This is a genomic window from Burkholderia sp. AU33423, from assembly GCF_002223135.1.
GTDB lineage: Bacteria > Pseudomonadota > Gammaproteobacteria > Burkholderiales > Burkholderiaceae > Burkholderia > Burkholderia lata_D.
This window is the reverse complement of record NZ_NKFH01000004.1, coordinates 1448928-1466927: the sequence shown is the minus strand read 5'-3', so window position 1 is coordinate 1466927 and position 18000 is coordinate 1448928. Positions and strand designations below refer to the sequence as shown.

19 protein-coding genes are annotated in these 18000 nt (G+C 68.4%); 12 read left to right on the top strand and 7 right to left on the bottom strand.

Translation table 11 applies throughout. From position 1 onward, the window contains the following. The first annotated feature begins 40 nt into the window (after positions 1-40). Genes metC through CFB50_RS09495 form a run of 3 tightly spaced genes read left to right on the top strand, consistent with a single transcriptional unit; the run spans position 41 to position 2700 of the window. Positions 41-1225 carry a cystathionine beta-lyase gene (gene metC, locus CFB50_RS09505; protein ID WP_089446082.1) on the top strand — a complete coding sequence of 395 codons (1185 nt, stop codon included), beginning with the start codon at positions 41-43 and terminating at the stop codon, positions 1223-1225. Next, positions 1219-1863 (top strand): glutathione S-transferase family protein, encoded by a 645-nt coding sequence (locus tag CFB50_RS09500; RefSeq protein WP_089445687.1) that lies wholly within the window; start codon positions 1219-1221, stop codon positions 1861-1863. Before metC ends, CFB50_RS09500 begins: the two co-directional genes overlap by 7 nt. 54 nt (positions 1864-1917) lie before the next feature. Next, the gene (locus CFB50_RS09495) at positions 1918-2700 is read left to right on the top strand and encodes a glutamine amidotransferase (RefSeq protein ID WP_089445686.1); all 783 of its coding nucleotides are present in this window, start codon (positions 1918-1920) and stop codon (positions 2698-2700) included. On the opposite strand, the gene CFB50_RS09490 is transcribed toward CFB50_RS09495, so the two are convergent. Continuing rightward, the gene (locus tag CFB50_RS09490; protein WP_083265881.1) at positions 2623-3357 is read right to left on the bottom strand and encodes an autoinducer binding domain-containing protein; all 735 of its coding nucleotides are present in this window, start codon (positions 3355-3357) and stop codon (positions 2623-2625) included. The genes CFB50_RS09495 and CFB50_RS09490 overlap by 78 nt on opposite strands. Before the next feature lie 108 nt (positions 3358-3465). Here CFB50_RS09490 and CFB50_RS39945 point away from each other — a divergent pair, with 108 nt between their 5' ends. Both CFB50_RS39945 and CFB50_RS39940 read left to right on the top strand, forming a co-directional pair. Further along, positions 3466-3876: a transposase gene (locus CFB50_RS39945; protein WP_256978861.1), complete on the top strand. Its 411-nt coding sequence runs from the start codon at positions 3466-3468 to the stop codon at positions 3874-3876. Beyond that, entirely contained in the window at positions 3768-4283 is a 516-nt protein-coding gene (locus CFB50_RS39940) for an IS5 family transposase (protein ID WP_256978984.1), read from the top strand. The genes CFB50_RS39945 and CFB50_RS39940 overlap by 109 nt, the downstream gene beginning before the upstream one ends. Positions 4284-4360: 77 nt before the next feature. Here the strand turns inward: CFB50_RS39940 and CFB50_RS09480 are convergent, their stop codons facing one another. Genes CFB50_RS09480 through CFB50_RS09465 form a run of 4 tightly spaced genes read right to left on the bottom strand, consistent with a single transcriptional unit; the run spans position 4361 to position 9224 of the window. Then, complete coding sequence (locus tag CFB50_RS09480; RefSeq protein WP_256978860.1) at positions 4361-4792, bottom strand: hypothetical protein; 432 nt, start codon at positions 4790-4792, stop codon at positions 4361-4363. Between the two features lie 59 nt (positions 4793-4851). Then, on the bottom strand, positions 4852-6390 hold the full coding sequence (locus CFB50_RS09475) for a DHA2 family efflux MFS transporter permease subunit (protein ID WP_089445684.1): 1539 nt from the start codon (positions 6388-6390) through the stop codon (positions 4852-4854). Next, entirely contained in the window at positions 6387-7766 is a 1380-nt protein-coding gene (locus tag CFB50_RS09470) for an HlyD family secretion protein (RefSeq protein ID WP_089445683.1), read from the bottom strand. The genes CFB50_RS09475 and CFB50_RS09470 overlap by 4 nt, the downstream gene beginning before the upstream one ends. 9 nt (positions 7767-7775) lie before the next feature. Beyond that, positions 7776-9224 carry an efflux transporter outer membrane subunit gene (locus tag CFB50_RS09465; protein WP_256978859.1) on the bottom strand — a complete coding sequence of 483 codons (1449 nt, stop codon included), beginning with the start codon at positions 9222-9224 and terminating at the stop codon, positions 7776-7778. Positions 9225-9378: 154 nt separating this feature from the next. On the opposite strand from CFB50_RS09465, the gene CFB50_RS09460 reads away from it, so the two are divergent. After that, positions 9379-10215 (top strand): AraC family transcriptional regulator, encoded by an 837-nt coding sequence (locus CFB50_RS09460; RefSeq protein ID WP_089445681.1) that lies wholly within the window; start codon positions 9379-9381, stop codon positions 10213-10215. A gap of 119 nt (positions 10216-10334) precedes the next feature. Next, positions 10335-11702: a glutamate--cysteine ligase gene (locus tag CFB50_RS09455; protein WP_089445680.1), complete on the top strand. Its 1368-nt coding sequence runs from the start codon at positions 10335-10337 to the stop codon at positions 11700-11702. Between the two features lie 19 nt (positions 11703-11721). On the opposite strand, the gene CFB50_RS09450 is transcribed toward CFB50_RS09455, so the two are convergent. Then, the gene (locus tag CFB50_RS09450; protein WP_089445679.1) at positions 11722-12834 is read right to left on the bottom strand and encodes a 3-deoxy-7-phosphoheptulonate synthase; all 1113 of its coding nucleotides are present in this window, start codon (positions 12832-12834) and stop codon (positions 11722-11724) included. Positions 12835-13216: 382 nt separating this feature from the next. Between CFB50_RS09450 and CFB50_RS09445 the strand changes: the two genes are divergently transcribed. The 4 genes from CFB50_RS09445 to CFB50_RS09430 all read left to right on the top strand — a co-directional run bounded on the left by CFB50_RS09445 (position 13217) and on the right by CFB50_RS09430 (position 16203). Next, the gene (locus CFB50_RS09445) at positions 13217-13627 is read left to right on the top strand and encodes an acyl-CoA thioesterase (RefSeq protein ID WP_089445678.1); all 411 of its coding nucleotides are present in this window, start codon (positions 13217-13219) and stop codon (positions 13625-13627) included. Between the two features lie 28 nt (positions 13628-13655). Then, positions 13656-14303 (top strand): hypothetical protein, encoded by a 648-nt coding sequence (locus CFB50_RS09440; RefSeq protein ID WP_144020644.1) that lies wholly within the window; start codon positions 13656-13658, stop codon positions 14301-14303. Next, positions 14300-14863, top strand: coding sequence for a shikimate kinase (locus tag CFB50_RS09435; protein WP_256978858.1), 564 nt, complete (start codon positions 14300-14302; stop codon positions 14861-14863). Before CFB50_RS09440 ends, CFB50_RS09435 begins: the two co-directional genes overlap by 4 nt. Before the next feature lie 632 nt (positions 14864-15495). Beyond that, positions 15496-16203, top strand: coding sequence for an SDR family NAD(P)-dependent oxidoreductase (locus CFB50_RS09430; RefSeq protein ID WP_089445676.1), 708 nt, complete (start codon positions 15496-15498; stop codon positions 16201-16203). 31 nt (positions 16204-16234) lie between these two features. Here the strand turns inward: CFB50_RS09430 and CFB50_RS09425 are convergent, their stop codons facing one another. After that, complete coding sequence (locus CFB50_RS09425) at positions 16235-17200, bottom strand: LysR family transcriptional regulator (protein WP_089445675.1); 966 nt, start codon at positions 17198-17200, stop codon at positions 16235-16237. A 213-nt stretch (positions 17201-17413) separates the two neighbouring features. Here CFB50_RS09425 and CFB50_RS09420 point away from each other — a divergent pair, with 213 nt between their 5' ends. Then, positions 17414-17878 carry a RidA family protein gene (locus CFB50_RS09420; RefSeq protein ID WP_089445674.1) on the top strand — a complete coding sequence of 155 codons (465 nt, stop codon included), beginning with the start codon at positions 17414-17416 and terminating at the stop codon, positions 17876-17878. Positions 17879-18000 lie beyond the last annotated feature (122 nt).

The following is an 18000-nucleotide window of genomic DNA, read 5'->3' as shown; positions in this document are numbered from 1 at the left end:
GCAATCGGGCGGCACCCTGCGTGATCGATTGAACGACGGCATGCACGAAGACACGCGGCTCATGCACGCGGGCCGCGATAGCGCGGCCTGGCACGGCTTCGTCAATCCGCCCGTCTATCACGCGTCGACCGTGCTCAGCCCGACGGTGTCCGATCTGCTGAACCGCACGCAGCCGTATATCTACGGCCGCCGCGGCACGCCGACGACCGACGCGCTCGAGCGCGCGGTGACGCGCCTCGAAGGCGGCGCCGGCGCGGTGCTGTGCCCGTCGGGTTTGTCCGCGTGCACGCTCGCGCTGCTGTCGTGCCTGAAGCCCGGCGATCACCTGCTGATGACGGCATCGGTCTACGGCCCGGTGCGCCATGCGTGCGAAGGCGTGCTCGCGCGCCTCGGCGTCGAGACGACCTGGTACGACGGCAGTACGCCCGTCGCGGCCGCATTCCGTGCGAACACGCGTGCGTTGTACATCGAAGTGCCGGGCTCCTACACGTTCGACATGCACGATATCCCGGCACTCGTCCGCCTCGCGCAGGCGCACGGCGCGCTGGTCATCGCGGACAACAGCTGGGCCACGCCGCTCTTCTTCCAGCCGCATGCGTTCGGCATCGACCTGTCGATCCAGGCCGGCACCAAGTATCTGGTCGGGCATTCCGACGCGATGCTCGGCACCGTGTCGGCCAGCGAGCGCGCCTGGCCCGCGTTGAAGCAACTGCATGGCGATCTCGGGCTGTGCGCCGGCCCCGACGACGTCTATCTCGCCCTGCGCGGGTTGCGCACGCTCGGCGTGCGGTTGCGGCAGCACCAGCGCAATGCGCTCGCGGTCGCGACCTGGCTCGCAGCGCGCCCCGAAGTGCAGCGCGTGCTGTATCCGGCCCTGCCCGGCGACGACGGACATGCGCTGTGGCGCCGCGATTTTCGTGGCGCGTCGGGGCTGTTCTCGATCGTGCTGCAGCCGGCGCCGCCGCACGCGGTCGAAGCGTTTCTCGACCACCTCGCGCTGTTCGGGCTCGGCTATTCGTGGGGCGGCTACGAGAGCCTCGCGTTGCCGTTCGAGTTGGACGCGCACGGCCTCGCGGCACGCTGGCCGGCCGACAGCTGCGGCGTGCGCCTGCATATCGGCCTCGAGGATCCGGACGACCTGATCGCCGATCTCGCGGCCGGTCTCGATCGCTATGCGGCGTGCGCGCAGCAGGCCACCGCTTGCGAGGATGCCGCGCGATGCTGACCGTCTGGGGCCGCCGCACGTCGTTCAACGTGCAGAAGGTGTTGTGGCTGATCGGCGAGCTGGGCGTGCCGTACCGGCACATCGCGGCCGGCGGCGAACACGGTTCGCTGCAGACGCCCGCGTTCGCGGCGCTGAACCCGACCTGCCGGATTCCGGTGATCGACTGGGACGGCGACGTCGTGTGGGAGTCGCACACGATCCTGCGCTATCTCGCCGCGCGCGTGCCGAACAATCCGTTCTGGTGCCGCGACGCGTTCGCCCGTTCGCGCGCGGAGCGCTGGATGGACTGGTCGCAGACCGCGCTCGAACCCGACGTGATGACCGGGCTGTTCTGGGCGCTCGTGCGAACGCCGCCGGAGCGGCGCGACGACGCGCTCGTGCGCGACAAGGCCGCGCGCAGCGCGACGCATTTCCAGCTGCTCGACCGGCTGTTGTCGACCCAGCCCTTCCTAGGCGGGGCGACGCCGGGCCTGGCCGACATTCCGGCCGGCGCGACGCTGTTCCGCTATTTCGCGCTCGACGTCGAGCGGCCGCCATTGCCGCACGTCGAGGCCTGGTATGCCCGGCTGTGCCGACGGCCCGCGTATCGCGAACAGGTGATGGTGTCGTTCGACGCGCTGCGCGGCCAGCCGGGCTGACGTCCTGCATGACGACCGTCACGACCTCCCGAACTCACGACCCTCCCGACCGACATGACGCACTCCGCCCTTCGTCCGATCCTGATCGTCCTGCATCGCGAACAGTCGAGCCCTGGCCGGATCGGCCGGCTGCTGGCCGCTCGCGGCCGTCCGCTCGACATTCGCCGCCCGCCGCTCGGCGATCCGCTGCCGGCAACGTTGTCCGACCATGCGGGGGCCGTGGTGTTCGGCGGCCCGATGAGCGCCAACGACGGCGATCGCTGGATTCAGGACGAAATCGACTGGATCGGCGTGCCGCTGTGCGAGTCTGCGCCCTTCCTCGGTGTCTGCCTCGGTGCGCAGATGATGATCCGTCACCTGGGCGGCCGCGTCACCGCGCATCGCGACGGGCGCGCGGAAATCGGTTATTGGCCGATCGCCGCGACGCCCGCCGGCCGCCGGCTCGGGTCGTGGCCGTCGCACGTCTACCAGTGGCATCGCGAGGGCTTCGAGCGCGTGGCCGGGCTCGAGATCCTCGCGACCGGCGAGCACTTCGAGAACCAGGCCGTGCGCTACGGGCCGCGCGCGTATGGCGTCCAGTTCCATCCGGAAGTGAGCTATCCGATGATGCGGCGCTGGAGCACGGCCGCCGCGCACAAGCTGTCGGCGCCCGGTGCGCAGGATCTCGCGACGCAGGCACGCGAAGGCCGGCGGCACGACCGCGCGACGGCCGCATGGCTCAGCGCGTTTCTGGACCGCTGGCTCGACGACGCACCGGCATCAGGTCGGCACCGTCACGTCGGAAATGCTGATCAAGCCCCACTCGACCGCACGCAGCACGGCTTCATGCCGACGTGACACGTTGAACTTGCGGCGGATGTTCATGAAGTGGAAATTGATGCACGACTCGGTCACGTTCAGGATGTGGCCGATTTCCCATGACGTCTTGCCGGCCGCGTGCCAGCGCAGGCATTCGACTTCCCGACGGCTGAGCCTCGGCACGCTGTCCGGCGGCGCATGGCAGCGCGTGCCGGCGATCGCTTCGCACGCGACGTCGCGCAGCAGCGTCAGCACCGCGAGATGGCGGTCGCAGTGCTCGCGCGTGGCAGCGAGCTCGTCCGTACTCGCGCACAACAGCATGCCGACCTCCCCCTTCGCGCCGCGCACCGGCAGCACGACGCCGCTGCGCATGCCGTACGCGGCGGCCGCTTCGTAACACGGGCGCTGCTCCGGCAGCGCGAACAGTGCGTCGTCCCAGACGAGCGGCAGTGCCGAACGGAAGCAGTGCCGCAGCATCGGGTCGACGCGGTCGAACTGGCGCTGCCGGTACAGCGCCGTCCAGCCGGGCACGCCGCTGCTCCATTTGCGCGCGAGATCGAACGACGCGCCGGCAAACGGCAACACGATCAGCACGACCTTGTCGAACCCCATTCCGGCGGCTGCGTCGGTCATTCTCTGCCATGACGCGTCCGTGTCGCCGGGTACCAACCATTTCAGACAATCCAGTCCATACATACAAGCCACCCCGTTCGTTTAGAGGTCAGTTCAAAAACCCCGTGAGGGGGCTGTTTACTTCCTCGGCGAGCTGTTAACCTTGGGCACCAGAACAACGGAAGCCCAAGGATGGAAGCGCCGATCATTGACGACGAACTGTGGATACTGATCGAACCATTGCTGCCGCCCGCGAAGCCTCGTGCGAAGAGCGATCCTGGTCGTCCGCGCGTTTGCGATCGTGCGGCGCTCAACGGCATCCTGTTCGTGTTCAAAACGGGAATCCGCTGGAACCACTTGCCGACTCGGCTGGGCTTCGGCTCGGGCGCAACTTGCTGGCGGCGATTGAACGACTGGCAAAAGGCTGGTGTATGGGACCAACTGCACGAGTTGCTGCTCGACAAGTTGCGTGCGGCCGGCCAGATCGATCTGTCATACGCTGCGGTCGATTCGTCGTCCGTGCGCGCCGTTGGGGCGGGCGAAAAACTGGCCCGAACCCCACGGATCGTGCGCGACCCGGTTCCAAGCACCACATCCTCGTAGACGCCAACGGCGTTCCCGTCGTCGCGATCCTGACCGGCGCGAACGCCAACGACGTCACGCAGTTGCTGCCGCTCGTTGATGCAATTCCGCCGATTCGCGGTGTCCGTGGCCGACCACTTCAGAAGCCCGGCGTCGTCTACGCCGATCGCGGCTACGATTCCACACGACACCGACGTGCGCTGCGTGAGCGCGGCATCAGGCCCGTGATCGCGAAGCGCCGGACCGAACACGGCAGCGGGCTCGGCAAGTATCGTTGGGTGGTCGAGCGTACGCACTCCTGGCTCCATAATTTCCGTCGTCTACGCACGCGCTTCGAGCGACGTGCCGACATTCACGAAGCATTCTTGAAACTTGGCTGCTCGCTCGTCTGCTGGAACGTCTTCAGGCGAGCTGAGCAAGGTTTTTGAACTGGCCTCTTAGTTGGAATCTGCATTCAGGCGGACTTGCGCAAACGGTTCGAGACGTTGCGCGCGAACGGGCCGCGCTAGACCGCCTCAGCCAGACGTTGCCGGCCTGCCTGCTTCGCGTCGTCGAGCGAAGCCACCACGTCGAACGGAATGCCGAACGCCTTTTCGATACCGGACGCGTTCGCGCGGGCCGCTTCACGTTCGGCCGGGTCCGGTTCGATCGTGATGAGCGCACGGCAGACCGCGGCGAGCGCGGCGCGGTTCTGCTTGAGCCACATGCCGCGTTCCTTGCGGTCGTCGTGCGCTTCGTCCGGGCGGGCCGGCGGAAAGATCATGACAAACGGCTCGCCGTGCCGCATCAGCACGTGCATGTCGTCGAGCCAGCGCTGCGCGTAGCCGGTGGATGCGATCGCATCGTTGCGCACGACGACGAACGGAAATTCCGTCACGTCGAATACGGCGAGCGTCGCCAGGTCGGGCGGCATGGCGCCGGCGTGGTGGGTAGGCATCGGGACAACCTCCATCGAATTGAACAGCATGGGTCGGAACGGGCCGCGCAGCGCCCGCTTCATCGTTTCGCGGCCGCGCCCGGGCCGAACGGCGGACGGGCGAGCCAGACCACCGCGATCACGGCGAGATACACGCAGCCGAGCGCGAACGAAACGTCGTTGAACGAGATCTGGTACGCCTGCGCATCGACCAGGTTGCTCAGCAGCGTGGCCGCGCGTTGCGGATCGCCACCGCCGAGCCGGGCGACTTCGGCACGCACGGCCGGATCGAACGCGCTCACGTGCTCGCTGAGCTGGGCGTGGTGCAGAATGGCGCGCCGGTCCCACAGGAACGACGTGATCGACACCGCGAAACTCGCGCCGAGCGTGCGCAGGAACGTCGACAGGCCGGAGCCGGCGGCGATCTCGTCCGGCTTCAGGTCGGACAGCAGGATGCTGTTGATCGGCATGATGAACAGCGCGAGGCCGAGGCCCTGCAGCAGCTGGATCAGCGCGATGTGCGTGAAGTCGATGTCGGGCACGAAACCCGCACGCAGGAACGACGACGTGCCGAGGATCGCGAATGCGCAGCACACGAGCACGCGCATGTTGAAGCGCGGCGCGTACTTGCCCATGAACGGCGTCATCAGCACCGGGATCACGCCCATCGGCGCGACCGCGAGCCCGGCCCAGAACGCCGTGTAGCCGAGCGTGCGCTGCAGCCACTGCGGTACGATCACGTTGACCGCGAAGAACGCCGAATAGGCGAGCACGAGCGTCAGCGTGCCGGCCGCGAAGTTGCGACGCGCGAAGAGCCGCAGGTTCACGATCGGATTCGGCTCGTTGAGCTCCCAGATCACGAACAGCGCGATGCCGAACGCCGCGACCACCGACATCACGACGATGAACGTCGAGTTGAACCAGTCGGCTTCGTTGCCCTTGTCGAGCACGATCTGCAGCGCGCCGACGCCGACGATCAGCGCGGCGAGGCCGACATAGTCGACACGCGCGGCGACCGTCGTCTCGACGCGCGCACGCATCTGCGCGAACACGCACATCGCGGCGAACACGCCGATCGGCAGGTTGATCAGGAACGCCCAGCGCCACGAGTAATGCTCGGTGACCCAGCCGCCGAACACGGGCCCCGCGATCGGCGCGACGACGGTGACCATCGCGATCATCGACAACGCGAAGCCGCGCCGCTGCGGCGGGTAGATCGACAGCATCAGCGCCTGCGTTGTCGGGATCATCGGCCCGGCCACCAGGCCCTGCAGCGCGCGGAACGCGATGAGCTGCGGCAGGTTCTGCGCGAAGCCGCACAGGAGCGACGCGAACGTGAACGCGAGCGTCGCCCACACGAACAGCCGCACCTGCCCGACGCGCTTGACGAGAAACCCGGTCAGCGGCAGCGCGATCGCGTTGCTGACCGAGAACGTCGTGACGACCCACGCGCTTTGCGTCGTGCTCACGCCGAAGTTGCCGGCGATCGTTGGCAGCGACACGTTCGCGACGGTGCCGTCGAGCACCTGCATGAAGACCGCGAGCGCGAGGCCGAAGGTCGTCAGCCCGACGCTCGACGGACGAAAGCCGCTGTCGGCGGCCGCCATCGGGCCGCTCATCGCACGGCCTCCGCGCGCACCGCCGCCGGCTGGTTCGCATGGATGACGTCGGCGATCAGGCTGTCGGCACGCGCGAGCTCGTCGCGGTACACGTCGGTCCGGAATACCGGCGCGCGCTGCTCGCGATGCGCCAGCATCGCCCCGCTGCGGTCGTGCTGGTCGACGCGTGCATGCATCGACAGGCCGATGCGCAGCGGATGCGCGTCGAGCTGCGCCGGGTCGGTCAGTTCGATGCGGACCGGCAGCCGCTGCACGATCTTGATCCAGTTGCCTGTCGCGTTCTGCGCGGGCAGCAGCGAGAACGCGCTGCCGGTGCCGACGCCGAGGCTCTGCACGCGGCCGGTATAGCGCACCGCGTCGCCGTACAGGTCGGCGGTCAGTTCGACCGGCTGCCCGATGCGCATGTGCTCGAGCTGCTTCTCGGTGAAGTTCGCGTCGACCCACAGCTCGCGCAGCGGCACGACCGCGAGCAGCGGCACGCCGGGCGACACGCGCTGCCCGACCTGCACCGTCCGCTTCGCGACATAGCCGGTGACGGGCGTGACGATGTCGGTGCGGGCATGCGCGAGGTAGGCGGCTCGCAGCCGTTCGGCCGCAGCCTGCACGTCCGGGTGCGACGCGACTGCGGTGTCGTCGATCAGCGCCTTGCTCGTCTGGTGCTGCTCGCTCAGCGTCGCGAGCGCGCTTTGCGCGGCCGCGTATGCGCTTTGCGCGGACGTCAGCGTGTCGCGTGCATGCGCGAGCTCCTCGCGTGAAATCGCGCCGGAGCGGCCGAGATCCTCGCGGCGGCTGTAGTCGGCTTTCGCCTTGTCGAGCGCGGTGCGTCGCGTATCGAGTTCGGCGCGTGCGCCATCGATGCTGTTCGCGAGCCCGCGCTCGTTGCTGTACAGGCCGCGCACCTTGCGCACCGTTGCCGCGAGATCGGCCTGCGCGGTCGCGAGTGCGATCTGCGCGTCGCTCGGGTCGAGGCGGACGAGCGGCGTGCCGGCGTGCACGAAGTTGCCGTCGTCCGCGTCGATCGATACGACGGTGCCCGTCACCTGCGGCGTCAGCTCGACGACGTTGCCTTGCGCGTACGCGTTGTCGGTGGATTCGTACCAGCGTCCGACGATCACGTACCAGATGCCCCAGCCGATGATGCCGAGTACGAACACGGCGACGAGCGCGCGCACCAGACGCTTGCGCCGTGCAGGTGGTGCCGGCGGCGTTGCGGGTGCACCACCGCCCGGTGCCGGTTGCGTGCGGGCATCAGGACCACCTGGGCCGCCCGGTGCGCGCGGCGCGGCGGTGTGGTCGGCCGCCGGCTGCTGGCGGGCGCTGGCGGGATCGACGGTGGCCGGTCGCGCGGGAGTCTGCAAGGAGTTGTCGCTGCTCATGGTTCGATGTCAAGGACGTTGGGAAGGAGTGGCGGCAAGCGCGGCGTCGTCCGGCTCGGCGCGGAAGCCGCCGCCGAGCGCGGCGACGAGTTGCAGCGACTGGTCCGCGCGCTGCGCGCGCAGCGCGGCGACCTCGCGGCTCGCGACCAGCAGTTGCTGGCGCACGACGAGCGCGTCGAGGTAGCTGCCGACACCGGCCCGGTAACGCGCGTCGGCGAGCCGCCACGCATCGGTGGCGGAGTCGAACGCACGCTGCTGCGCGTCGGTCTGCACGCCGAGCGAATGCAGCCGGTGCAGGTCGTCGGCCACCTCGCCGATCGCACCGATCAGCGTCTTGTTGTAGCCGGCGACCGCGAGGTCGTATTGCGCGTCGCGCCTGCGCAGCACACCGCGCCGTTCGCCGCCGTCGAAGATCGGCAGGCTCACGGCCGGGCTGGCGTTGTAGGTGCGCGACGCGGCCTGGAACAGCGAGGCGCCGCCACGCGTCGCGAGCCCGATCAGCGCGGTGAGGCTGACGTTGGGCAGGAAATCCGCACGGGCGGCCGCGACGTTGCGGCTGGCGGCCTCGACCCGCCAGCGCGCGGCGACGAGGTCGGCGCGCCGGCCGAGCAGCGCGGCCGGCAGGTCGGCCGGCACCGCGAGCGCGGCGGCCGGCAACGGCGCGGGGCGCACCAGCGCGAGGCCGCGATCGGGGCCCGCGCCGAGCAGGATCGCGAGCGCGATGCGTGCACTGTCGATCGCCTGCGCGGCGCGGGCCTGCTCGCGCATCGCGGCCGCGACTTCACTTTCCGCCTGGCGCTGCTGCGCGACGTTGTCGATGCCTTTCGTGACGCGCTGGCGCGTGAGCGTGAGCGCTTCTTCGGCACGTTCGTATTCGGCCCGTGCGACGTCCTGCTGATCGAATGCGTACGCGAGATTCACGTAGGCGCGCGCAACGTTGACCGACAGCAGTACGCGTGCGGCCTGCGCATCGACTTGCGCGGCCCGCGCTTCGCCGAGCGCGGCTTCCCACGCGGCACGGCGGCCGCCCCACAGATCGAGATCCCAGCTCAGGCCGAGATTGATCTCGCGCGTGTGGCTGAAGAAGCCGCCGCCCTCGCCCGACGAAAACTGGGTGCCGGACAGCCGCTCGGCCTTCGCGCTCGCGCGGCCGACGAGGTGCGGCAGCCGCGCGGCCCGCGCCTCGATCACCAGTGCCTGCGCTTCGCGTGCCCGCGCATCGGCGGTCGCGAGATCGGGGTTGCCGGCGAGTGCCTCGTCGATCAGCGCGCTCAGTTGCGCATCGTTCAGCGCGCGCCACCAGTCGGCGGCCGGCCAGTCGGCGGTCGGTGCGTGCGCGAGACTGCGCGATGCGGCGAGCGTATCGGCGCCGCGCAGCGTGCCGGCCGGTGCGAGCCCGTCGCGGCTCGCGCACGCGCCGAGCATGACGAGCGCCGCGGCGACGGCGATTCGCGACATGGCGCGCAGTGCGCCGGCATCGCGTGTCCAGGGAGCAAGTGCTGCATGCATCGCATTCCTCTGCTTCGTATCGGTTTGAACACGACACGCATTGTTGGACGCCCCCGGACAAAGCTGATAATGTTGTTTAGACAAAAAATAATGAATTCCGGCCATGCCCATCCGAGACACCTCTCCCCCGCGCACCGTGCAGCGCGCCGACTCCGATCCGAGCGAGCGCGAGGACGGCCCGTCGCTGATCGCCGTCTGGGGCGAGGACGACGGCAGCAACACCTACCGGCTCGGCACCCGCGAGGTCGACTGGCACAGCCATTTGCGCGGCCAGGTGTTCTGCGTGGAAAGCGGTTTCGCGCACGTGCGCACGCCGCATGGTTCGTGGCTGTTGCCGCCGCATCGCGCGGGCTGGATTCCGCCGGGCGAGCAGCACAAGGTCAGCATCAGCGGCGCGTTGAGCGGCTGGAGCGTCGTGATCGCACCGGCCGCGAGCCGGCGCATGCCGGATCAGCCGTGCGTGATCGCGATCACCGAGCTGATGCGCGCGCTCGTGCGGCGCGCGGTGTCGTGGGCCGACCAGGATCGGCTCGACATCGAGCAGGCGCGCATCAGCCTCGTGCTGCTCGACGAGATGCGCCGTGCGCCGCACGAGCCACTGCACCTGCCGATGCCGCGCGACCGGCGGCTGCTGCGCATCGCGAACGCGATCCTCGGTCAGCCGCACGACAGCCGCACGCTCGAAGCGTGGGCCGAATGGGCCGGGCTGTCCGCCCGCACGCTGAGCCGGCTGTTCGTCGCGGAAACCGGCACGAGCTTCGCGCAATGGCGTCAGCAGGCGCGCCTGACGCACGCACTCGAACGCCTCGCGAGCGGCGACAGTGTCGCCAACATCGCCGACGCGCTGGGCTATGCGACGCCGAGCAACTTCATCGCGATGTTCCGCCGCGCGTTCGGCGATTCGCCCGCGCATTACTTCGCGAAGCGCCGTCAACCGTAGCGCAGTGCGGTTTTGCCCCGCCCCTATCACCCCTGCCAGTACAGCACCCGCATCGACGTCGCTATAGTCGCCTCGTGACCGACCGGTCGGTCGCTCAATGTGACTTGTGGAGAGTGTCGATGTCGAATGCCGTTGGGTCGGACCACACGCCGATCGTCTCCGAGCAACAGCTCGCCGATCATCTGGCCGCCGGCTGCAAGCCGGCCGCGCAATTCCGGATCGGGACCGAGCACGAGAAGTTCGTCGTCGCGCGTGCGACGCACGCAGCCGCGCCTTACGACGGACCCTCGGGGATCGCCGCGGTGCTCGCGCGGCTGCAAGGCGACGGGACGCCGATCGTCGATGCCGGACGGATCGTCGGCGTGATCCAGCGCGACGGCGCCGCGATCTCGCTCGAGCCGGCCGGCCAGCTCGAACTGTCGGGCGCGCCGCTCGATACGCTGCACGACACGCATGCCGAACTCCATGCGCACCTTGCCGCGGCCCGCGACGCGTGCGAGCCGCTCGGCCTGCGCTGCGCGCCGCTGGGTTTTCACCCTCACCTCGCGCGCGCGGCGCTGCCGTGGATGCCGAAACAGCGTTACGGGATCATGCAGCGCTATATGCCGCGCGTCGGCACGCGCGGGCTCGACATGATGCAGCGCACCTGCACCGTGCAGGTCAACCTCGATTTCGCGTCGGAAAGCGACATGGCGCGCAAGATGCGCGTGTCGCTCGCGCTGCAGCCCGTTGCCACCGCGCTGTTCGCGAATTCGCCGTTCGCGGAGGGCCGGCCGACCGGCCTGCTGTCGACGCGTGCACACACGTGGCTCGACACCGACGAGGATCGCTGCGGGGCGCCGGCGCTGTTCCTGTCGCGCAGCTTCGGTTTCGAGCGCTACGTGAGCTGGCTGCTCGACAACGTGCCGATGTACTTCGTGCGGCGCGGCGACCGCTACACGGATGCGACGGGATGGACGTTCCGCGATTTCATGCGACGCCGCATTCCGCACCTCGAGGGCGACACGCCGACGCTCGGCGATTTCGACGACCATCTGACGACGGTCTTCACCGAAGTGCGGCTGAAGCGCTATCTCGAGATGCGCGGCGCCGATGCGGGCTCGCCCGCGATGATGGTCGCGCTGTCCGCGTTCTGGACCGGCCTGCTGTACGATCCGGCCGCGCTGTCGGAGGCCGAAACGCTGGCCACCGTGATCGACCGCGGCGCATTGCTGACCCTGCGTCGCGACGTGCCGCGTTTCGGGCTGGGCGCATCGGTCGACGGCCGCTCGTTGCGCGCATTCGCGGCCGATGCGCTGGCGATCGCGCATCGCGGCCTGCGCGCGCGGGCACGCAGGGACGCGGCCGGCCGCGACGAATCCGTGTATCTCGCGCCGCTCGACGAGATCGTCGCCGGTGCGCCGACCCAGGCCGAGCATTGGCTCGCCCGCTATCGCGACGCGTGGGCCGGCGACGCGACACGGATCTACGACGAAGCCGCAATCTGACTCCGCCGCGCCGGGCCGCTCACGCGCAGCACGCGAGCAGCGGCTCGTGCGCGAACTCGAGGTCCGGCGCCAGCGCATGGCCGCGCCGGCGCGCGCGCACCGCGTAGGCGAGCGTCTCGAGGAGCTGCGTGGTATCGGCGAACGACAGGCACGCATCGGTGATGCTCTGCCCGTAGCGCAGCGGCATGCCGGGCACGAGATCCTGGCGCCCTTCGATCAGGTTCGACTCGATCAGCACGCCGACGATGCGCGTGTCGCCGGCCGCGACCTGCGCGGCGACGGTCGTGCCGACGCCCAGTTGATTGCGGAACTGGCGGCGGCTGTTGCCGTGGCTGACGTCGATCATCACGCGCGGGGCGCATTTCGCGGCCACCATGCGCTCGCATGCGGCATTCACGGCGGCCGCGTCGAAGTTCGGTTCGCGCCCGCCGCGCAGCACGACATGCGTATGCGGATTGCCGGGCGACGCCGTCGCACATAGCCGCCCGCCCGCATCGACCGACAGGAAGCGATGCGCTCGCGCGGCCGCACACATCGCATCGACCGCCACCTGGACGTTGCCGTCGGTGCCGTTCTTGAAGCCGATCGGGATCGGCAGCGACGACGCCAGCTCGCGATGCACCTGCGATTCCACCGTGCGCGCGCCGATTGCTCCCCATGCGACCAGGTCGGCCAGATAGCGCGGCGACAGTGGATCGAGAAACTCGGTCGCCGCCGGCATCTCCGCCCCGTTGATGTCGCACAGCAGCGCGCGGGCCGTATGCAGCCCCGCGTCGATCCGTTCGCTGCCGTCGAGCAGCGGATCGTTGATGAGCCCTTTCCAGCCGACCGTCGTGCGCGGCTTTTCGAAGTACACGCGCATCACGATTTCCAGCTCGTCCGCGAATCGCGCGCGTTGCAGCGCGAGCCGCGCCGCATAGTCGCGCGCCGCGGCCGGGTCGTGCACCGAGCACGGGCCGGCGATGACCACGAGACGGTCGTCCGTGCCGTTCAACACGTCGACGATCGCGTGGCGAGCCAGATGAACCGTGCGCGACGCGCGCAACGCAGGCTGCAGCGCGCCGGCCAGATCCGCGGGGGACGGCAAGTGCAGCACGGCGTCACGGTGCGTCGTCCAGGTATTCGCATGCATGGGGACTGCCCTCCTGTCGATAATTCGGTGGATTTTTTACTACAGCGCGACTGTATTGAATGGCTCTTTACGAGCGCAACTAACATATTTACCAGTTTCTAATTCATAACCTTATGAATGACAGAGATAAGCGAGATTTACGGGAATTGACGCTTCGGTTCAGCCTTTTTTGAGGTGTCTGGCAAGGTGGAATTTCCATTTTCAACCGGGAACTCGGGATTCCTTGCTCGGACTGAGGTTGCGGAGTACGTGGCGCATCCGGGCGGATCGCTATTCGTTCTGATAGTGGCGTCCCGATAGGCGTTCGATTAATTTTTCAAATTCCTGACGGGCCAATCAGGAACAAATATATAAATCAACCCAGTCATTGCGGAGAATCACCATGTCGAAGCGTCATTATGAAACGCCCATTCACGTCAAGTATCGCGATACGGATTCGATGGGGCATGTGAGCAGTCCCGTCTATTACGACTATCTGCAGCATTCGTACCTCAGCTACATGTTCGATCTCCTCGGCCTGCCGCGGAGCGAGAAGCTGCCGCACATCATGGTGAAGACGCAGTGCGAGTACCTCGCACCGGCGCAATTCGGCGACAACCTGACGGTCCGGTCGAGCATCGTGCGTTTCGGCAGCAAGAGCTTCGATCTCGAACACCTGATGGAGCGCGACGACCAGACCATCGTCGCGCGCGGCATGTCGACGCACGTGATGTTCGATTACGCGAACAACACGACGCAGGCCGTGCCCGACGAGTTCAAGGCACGCGTGCTCGAATTCCAGGGTTCGCTGTGATGCGCGCGCGCCATGTCGGGAGCGGCACGTGAGCGCCGGGGTGGCGCGCGCCCGGCGCTGGGTCGGTGCGATCGTCGAGCGTCGCGACGATCGCGCGCTCGTCATCGTCCGGCAGGCCGCGCAGGCGTTGCTCGAGCCGGCCGCGCTCGAGCGGCACCGCGCGCTCGTCGACCGTCACGAGGACGAACTCGAAGTGCTGCTGCAGCCATGCGGGGGCGCGCACGACGGCGTGCGGCCGCTGCTCGGGCGGTTGCGGGATGCCGGCGTGACTGTCGCGCTCGACGCGGCGACGCTCGCTCACGACGCGTCGCTGCTCGAGTTCGCAAGCTGGGTCACGCAGTGCGCGACGCCTGGCGACGCGGCGGCGCCGGGCGATGACGCAACCGTGCCGGGCGGCGGGCTGTTCTGCGGCCTGGTCGTGCGATGGCGCGACCTGCGCAACGGCTGGCGGCGGCCCGAGCACGACGAGGCGCCCGAGCGCACACCGCAAACCATCGCGGCGGATGCGGCCGAGCACATTGCGGCGGGCGATCCGGACGGGCAGGTGCTCGGCGCGCTGCTCGATGCCGACGACGCAACCACCGGCGCGGCGCTCGACACCCTGTCGGACGCGGTGCGCGCGCGGCGGATCTGTGCAGCGACGCGGGCCGGCTGGCCGCTCGCGCGGCGCCTGTGAGCACCGTCGTCGCGGCGGCCGACGCGTGCGCCCTGCCCGCCCGCGCATTCCTGGTCGGCATGATGGGCGCAGGCAAGTCGACGCTCGGCCGCGCGCTCGCGGCGTCGCTCGGCTGGACGTTTGTCGACAGCGACGACGAGATCGAGCGGCGCACCGGACGTTCGGTCGCCGCGCAGTTCGATCAGATCGGCGAAAGCGGCTTTCGTTTGCTCGAGACGCACATCGTCGACGAACTGACGCAGCGCCCGAACGTCGTCGTGGCGACCGGCGGGGGCGCGGTGCTGAATCCGCGCAACCGCGCGCGCCTGAACGAGCGTGGCTGCGTGATCTACCTGCATGCGGACCCGGACGCGCTGTGGCGCCGCACGCGCGACGACACGCGCCGGCCGCTGCTGCGGGTGGCCGACCCGCGGCAAACGCTCGCCGCGTTGTACCGCTTGCGCGACCCGCTGTATCGCGAATGCGCGCATGCGCTCGTCGACACGACTTCGCAAGGTGTCGCGCGTGCGACGGCCGATGTGTTGACGGTGCTGCTGGCGCGGATCAACGCACCGGATTGAGGGCGTGCACGACGAATGTTCGCTTCCCTGCCCTCGGTTCGACCGCGAGAAGCATGAGGGCGGCCTGGACGATGAACATCAGACGCGTTTTCGAATCGGCGAGTTTTGATTTTTAATCGTGCTGTTGTGATAAGAAAAGTTATCCAGACGTCATCGTTGTGTTATCCAACTGCGTGTTCCGTGGCAGACGAATCGGCTCATCACGCCGTACGAAAATCGGTCACCTTCGGTGAGGTGTCGCCACGCTTGAACATTCGCGCAGCGCATCGAGGCGCTTGAGTGCGACGTCGAGCGCCGATTGGCGCGGGTAGCCGCCGCAGTGGTGGCGCATCGCAGTTCAGCCGCGAATATCACGGGCATTTCGGCTGACATGACAGTGAAGAGGCCCCGTGCAGCCGGGCGACGCCGCGCCGCGATCCCCGGCCTTTGACCGCCTACTCCACGCCTCCACGTCCCGACGGGCCACCCTGACCGCAGTCCCGCACCCCTCCCCGCATTTGTTCCCCCGACGCAAGACTGTTGCTCCACGGTGGGTATTCGAGATCGCAACCGGCGCGCCTACAGTTCGCCCATCGGATTCACGGATCCGGTCGGCATCGAGGCCGAGAACCCTTCACCCATCGAGGCAAATCATGAGCGCATCCAAAGTCATCATCGTCACCGGGGCATCGCAAGGCATCGGCGCGGCAACGGTCGACGCATTCCGGGCCCGCGGCCATCGCGTCGTCGCGACGTCACGTTCGATCGGGCCGTCGAACGATCCCGACCTCGTCACCGTCGCGGGCGACATCGGCGACGCGGCCGTCGCACGGCGCGTGGTCGACGCCGCCATCGAACGCTTCGGCCGCGTCGACACGCTCGTCAACAACGCGGGCATCTTCATCGCGAAGCCGTTCACGCAGTACACCGCGGACGACTATGCGCAGATCACGAACGTCAACCTGAGCGGCTTCTTCCACGTCACGCAGCATGCGATCGCCGCGATGCAGAAACACGGCAGCGGTCACGTGGTCAGCATCACGACGAGCCTGATCGATCACGCGAACAGCAACGTGCCGTCGGTGCTCGCGTCGCTGACGAAAGGCGGATTGAATGCGGCGACGAAGTCGCTCGCGATCGAGTATGCGAAGGCCGGCATTCGCGTGAACGCGGTGTCGCCCGGGATCATCAAGTCGCCGATGCACGCGCCCGAAACGCACGCGACGCTCGCATCGCTGCATCCGGTCGGCCGCATGGGCGAAATGAGCGACATCGTCGACGCGATCCTGTACCTGGACTCGGCGCCGTTCGTCACGGGCGAGATCCTGCATGTCGACGGCGGCCAGAGCGCCGGCCATTGAGCCGCGGCGTCGAAACCGCAAGCCGGCGCGCCTAGCGCGATGCGCCGGCTCGTTTGGTGCGTTTCTCGGCCGGCTGCGTGGCCGGCGCGCGCGCCAGATGCTCGACGAGAAAGTCGACGAACACGCGCACGCGCGACGACAAAAAGCGCGCATGCGGATACAGCAGCATGAACGGCAACGACCGCCCGCCGAGGCCGGGCAGCACTTCCACGAGCGTGCCGGCCCGCAGATCCTGCTCGACGACGAAGCGATAGGTCTGGAACAGGCCCGCGCCGCTGCGCGCGAGCGTCACACCGGCAAGGTAGTCGCCCGATGTACCGTAACTGCCGGTCGTCGCGACGTCGATCCCCTCCGATCCATCGTTGAACAGCCACGGAATCGTCCGCCCGCTGCTCGGCAGCTCGAACTGGATGCATTCGTGCGCATGCAGGTCGTCGACGGCGGTCGGCGTGCCCGCGCGCTTCAGGTAGCCGGGCGTCGCGACGATCACGAGTTCGGCATCCTCCAGCTTGCGTGCGATCAGGTTCGAATCGGCCGGCGCGCGGCCGCGGATCGCGAGGTCGTAGCCTTCCTCGGCGAAGTCGATGTTGCGGTTGCTCAGGTGGGTGTCGACGCGCACGTCTGGATAGCGCTCGCGAAACGCCGGCAGCAGCGGCAGCACGCGATAGTGCCCGTACGGTGTCGGCATGCTGATCCGCAGCACGCCGGCGGGCGTCGCCTGCTGGCCGGTCGCCTCGCGCTCCGCGTCGACGAGTTGCGACAGCGCGTCGCGACATTGCTCGAAATAGCGGCGGCCGGAATCGGTCAGGCGGATCTGGCGTGTCGTGCGCACGAACAGCCGCACGCCGAGACGCGCCTCGAGCCGCGCGACCGACCGGCTGACCGCAGCCGGCGTGACGCTCGCCGCGTTCGCCGCCAGCGTGAAGCTGCCGAGTTCGGCGGCGAGGCAGAACAGCTCGATGCTGCCCAGCAGCAGATCGTCGAATTGTCGTTGCATGAGGCGATTCCTGCCGTCTCCGGCGCGTGGCGCGCGATGACGCCGAGTGTGCATGAATCTCGCGCGGGAAACCAGCGGACGCACACGGCGCGATTCGTTACACCGCGTCGTGAATCAATTGCGCTGCTGACATTTACCGGCTTCGGCCGCATGACTACAGTGACTCACAGGCAGCACCGATCGCCCGAACCCTTTTCCCGCAAGGAGCAAGACATGACCGTCGAACAGAAACTGGCCGACCTCGGCCTCGCGTTACCCGAGCCGCCGAACCCGCTCGGCAGCTATACGGCCGTCAGCGAAGCCGGCAACCTGCTGTTCGTTTCGGGACAACTGCCGCTGGTCGACGGCAAGGTCGCCTATACGGGCCGCGTCGGCGAACAGTTGAGCGTCGACGAAGGCAAGCATGCCGCCCGGGCCGCGGCGCTGAACGTGCTCGCGCAGATCCGCCGACACCTGGGCGGGTTCGAGCGTCTGCGCAAGATCGTGCGCGTCGAGGGGCACGTGAGTTCGGCCGACGGCTTTTTCGGGCAGCCGGCCGTGATCGACGGCGCGTCGGACCTGTTCGCCGCCGTGCTGGGCGGCAAGGCGGGCCATGCGCGCTCGGCTTTCTCCCAACGCCAGTTGCCGGCCGACGCGGCCGTGATCCTCGTCGTGATCGCCGAGATCGACCCGGCCTGACCGATCGGCCGCCCTGCGGGGCGGCCAGCCATTCCCGGGGGCGTTTTCGCCTGCCCTGCCCGGATGCGTCGCGCGTCGAATATCGGGGATCGATCGCCGGAAAGCCTTGTCGGGCAAAGCTG

Bases quoted from the DNA above. Each gene is read 5' to 3' on its own strand.
- metC (WP_089446082.1), top strand. From the start codon at position 41: ATGCACGAAGACACGCGGCTCATGCACGCGGGCCGCGATAGCGCGGCC.
- CFB50_RS09500 (WP_089445687.1), top strand. From the start codon at position 1,219: ATGCTGACCGTCTGGGGCCGCCGCACGTCGTTCAACGTGCAGAAGGTG.
- CFB50_RS09495 (WP_089445686.1), top strand. From the start codon at position 1,918: ATGACGCACTCCGCCCTTCGTCCGATCCTGATCGTCCTGCATCGCGAA.
- CFB50_RS09490 (WP_083265881.1), bottom strand. From the start codon at position 3,357: ATGTATGGACTGGATTGTCTGAAATGGTTGGTACCCGGCGACACGGAC.
- CFB50_RS39945 (WP_256978861.1), top strand. From the start codon at position 3,466: ATGGAAGCGCCGATCATTGACGACGAACTGTGGATACTGATCGAACCA.
- CFB50_RS09480 (WP_256978860.1), bottom strand. From the start codon at position 4,792: ATGCCTACCCACCACGCCGGCGCCATGCCGCCCGACCTGGCGACGCTC.
- CFB50_RS09475 (WP_089445684.1), bottom strand. From the start codon at position 6,390: ATGAGCGGCCCGATGGCGGCCGCCGACAGCGGCTTTCGTCCGTCGAGC.
- CFB50_RS09470 (WP_089445683.1), bottom strand. From the start codon at position 7,766: ATGAGCAGCGACAACTCCTTGCAGACTCCCGCGCGACCGGCCACCGTC.
- CFB50_RS09465 (WP_256978859.1), bottom strand. From the start codon at position 9,224: ATGTCGCGAATCGCCGTCGCCGCGGCGCTCGTCATGCTCGGCGCGTGC.
- CFB50_RS09460 (WP_089445681.1), top strand. From the start codon at position 9,379: ATGCCCATCCGAGACACCTCTCCCCCGCGCACCGTGCAGCGCGCCGAC.
- CFB50_RS09455 (WP_089445680.1), top strand. From the start codon at position 10,335: ATGTCGAATGCCGTTGGGTCGGACCACACGCCGATCGTCTCCGAGCAA.
- CFB50_RS09450 (WP_089445679.1), bottom strand. From the start codon at position 12,834: ATGCATGCGAATACCTGGACGACGCACCGTGACGCCGTGCTGCACTTG.
- CFB50_RS09445 (WP_089445678.1), top strand. From the start codon at position 13,217: ATGTCGAAGCGTCATTATGAAACGCCCATTCACGTCAAGTATCGCGAT.
- CFB50_RS09430 (WP_089445676.1), top strand. From the start codon at position 15,496: ATGAGCGCATCCAAAGTCATCATCGTCACCGGGGCATCGCAAGGCATC.
- CFB50_RS09425 (WP_089445675.1), bottom strand. From the start codon at position 17,200: ATGCAACGACAATTCGACGATCTGCTGCTGGGCAGCATCGAGCTGTTC.
- CFB50_RS09420 (WP_089445674.1), top strand. From the start codon at position 17,414: ATGACCGTCGAACAGAAACTGGCCGACCTCGGCCTCGCGTTACCCGAG.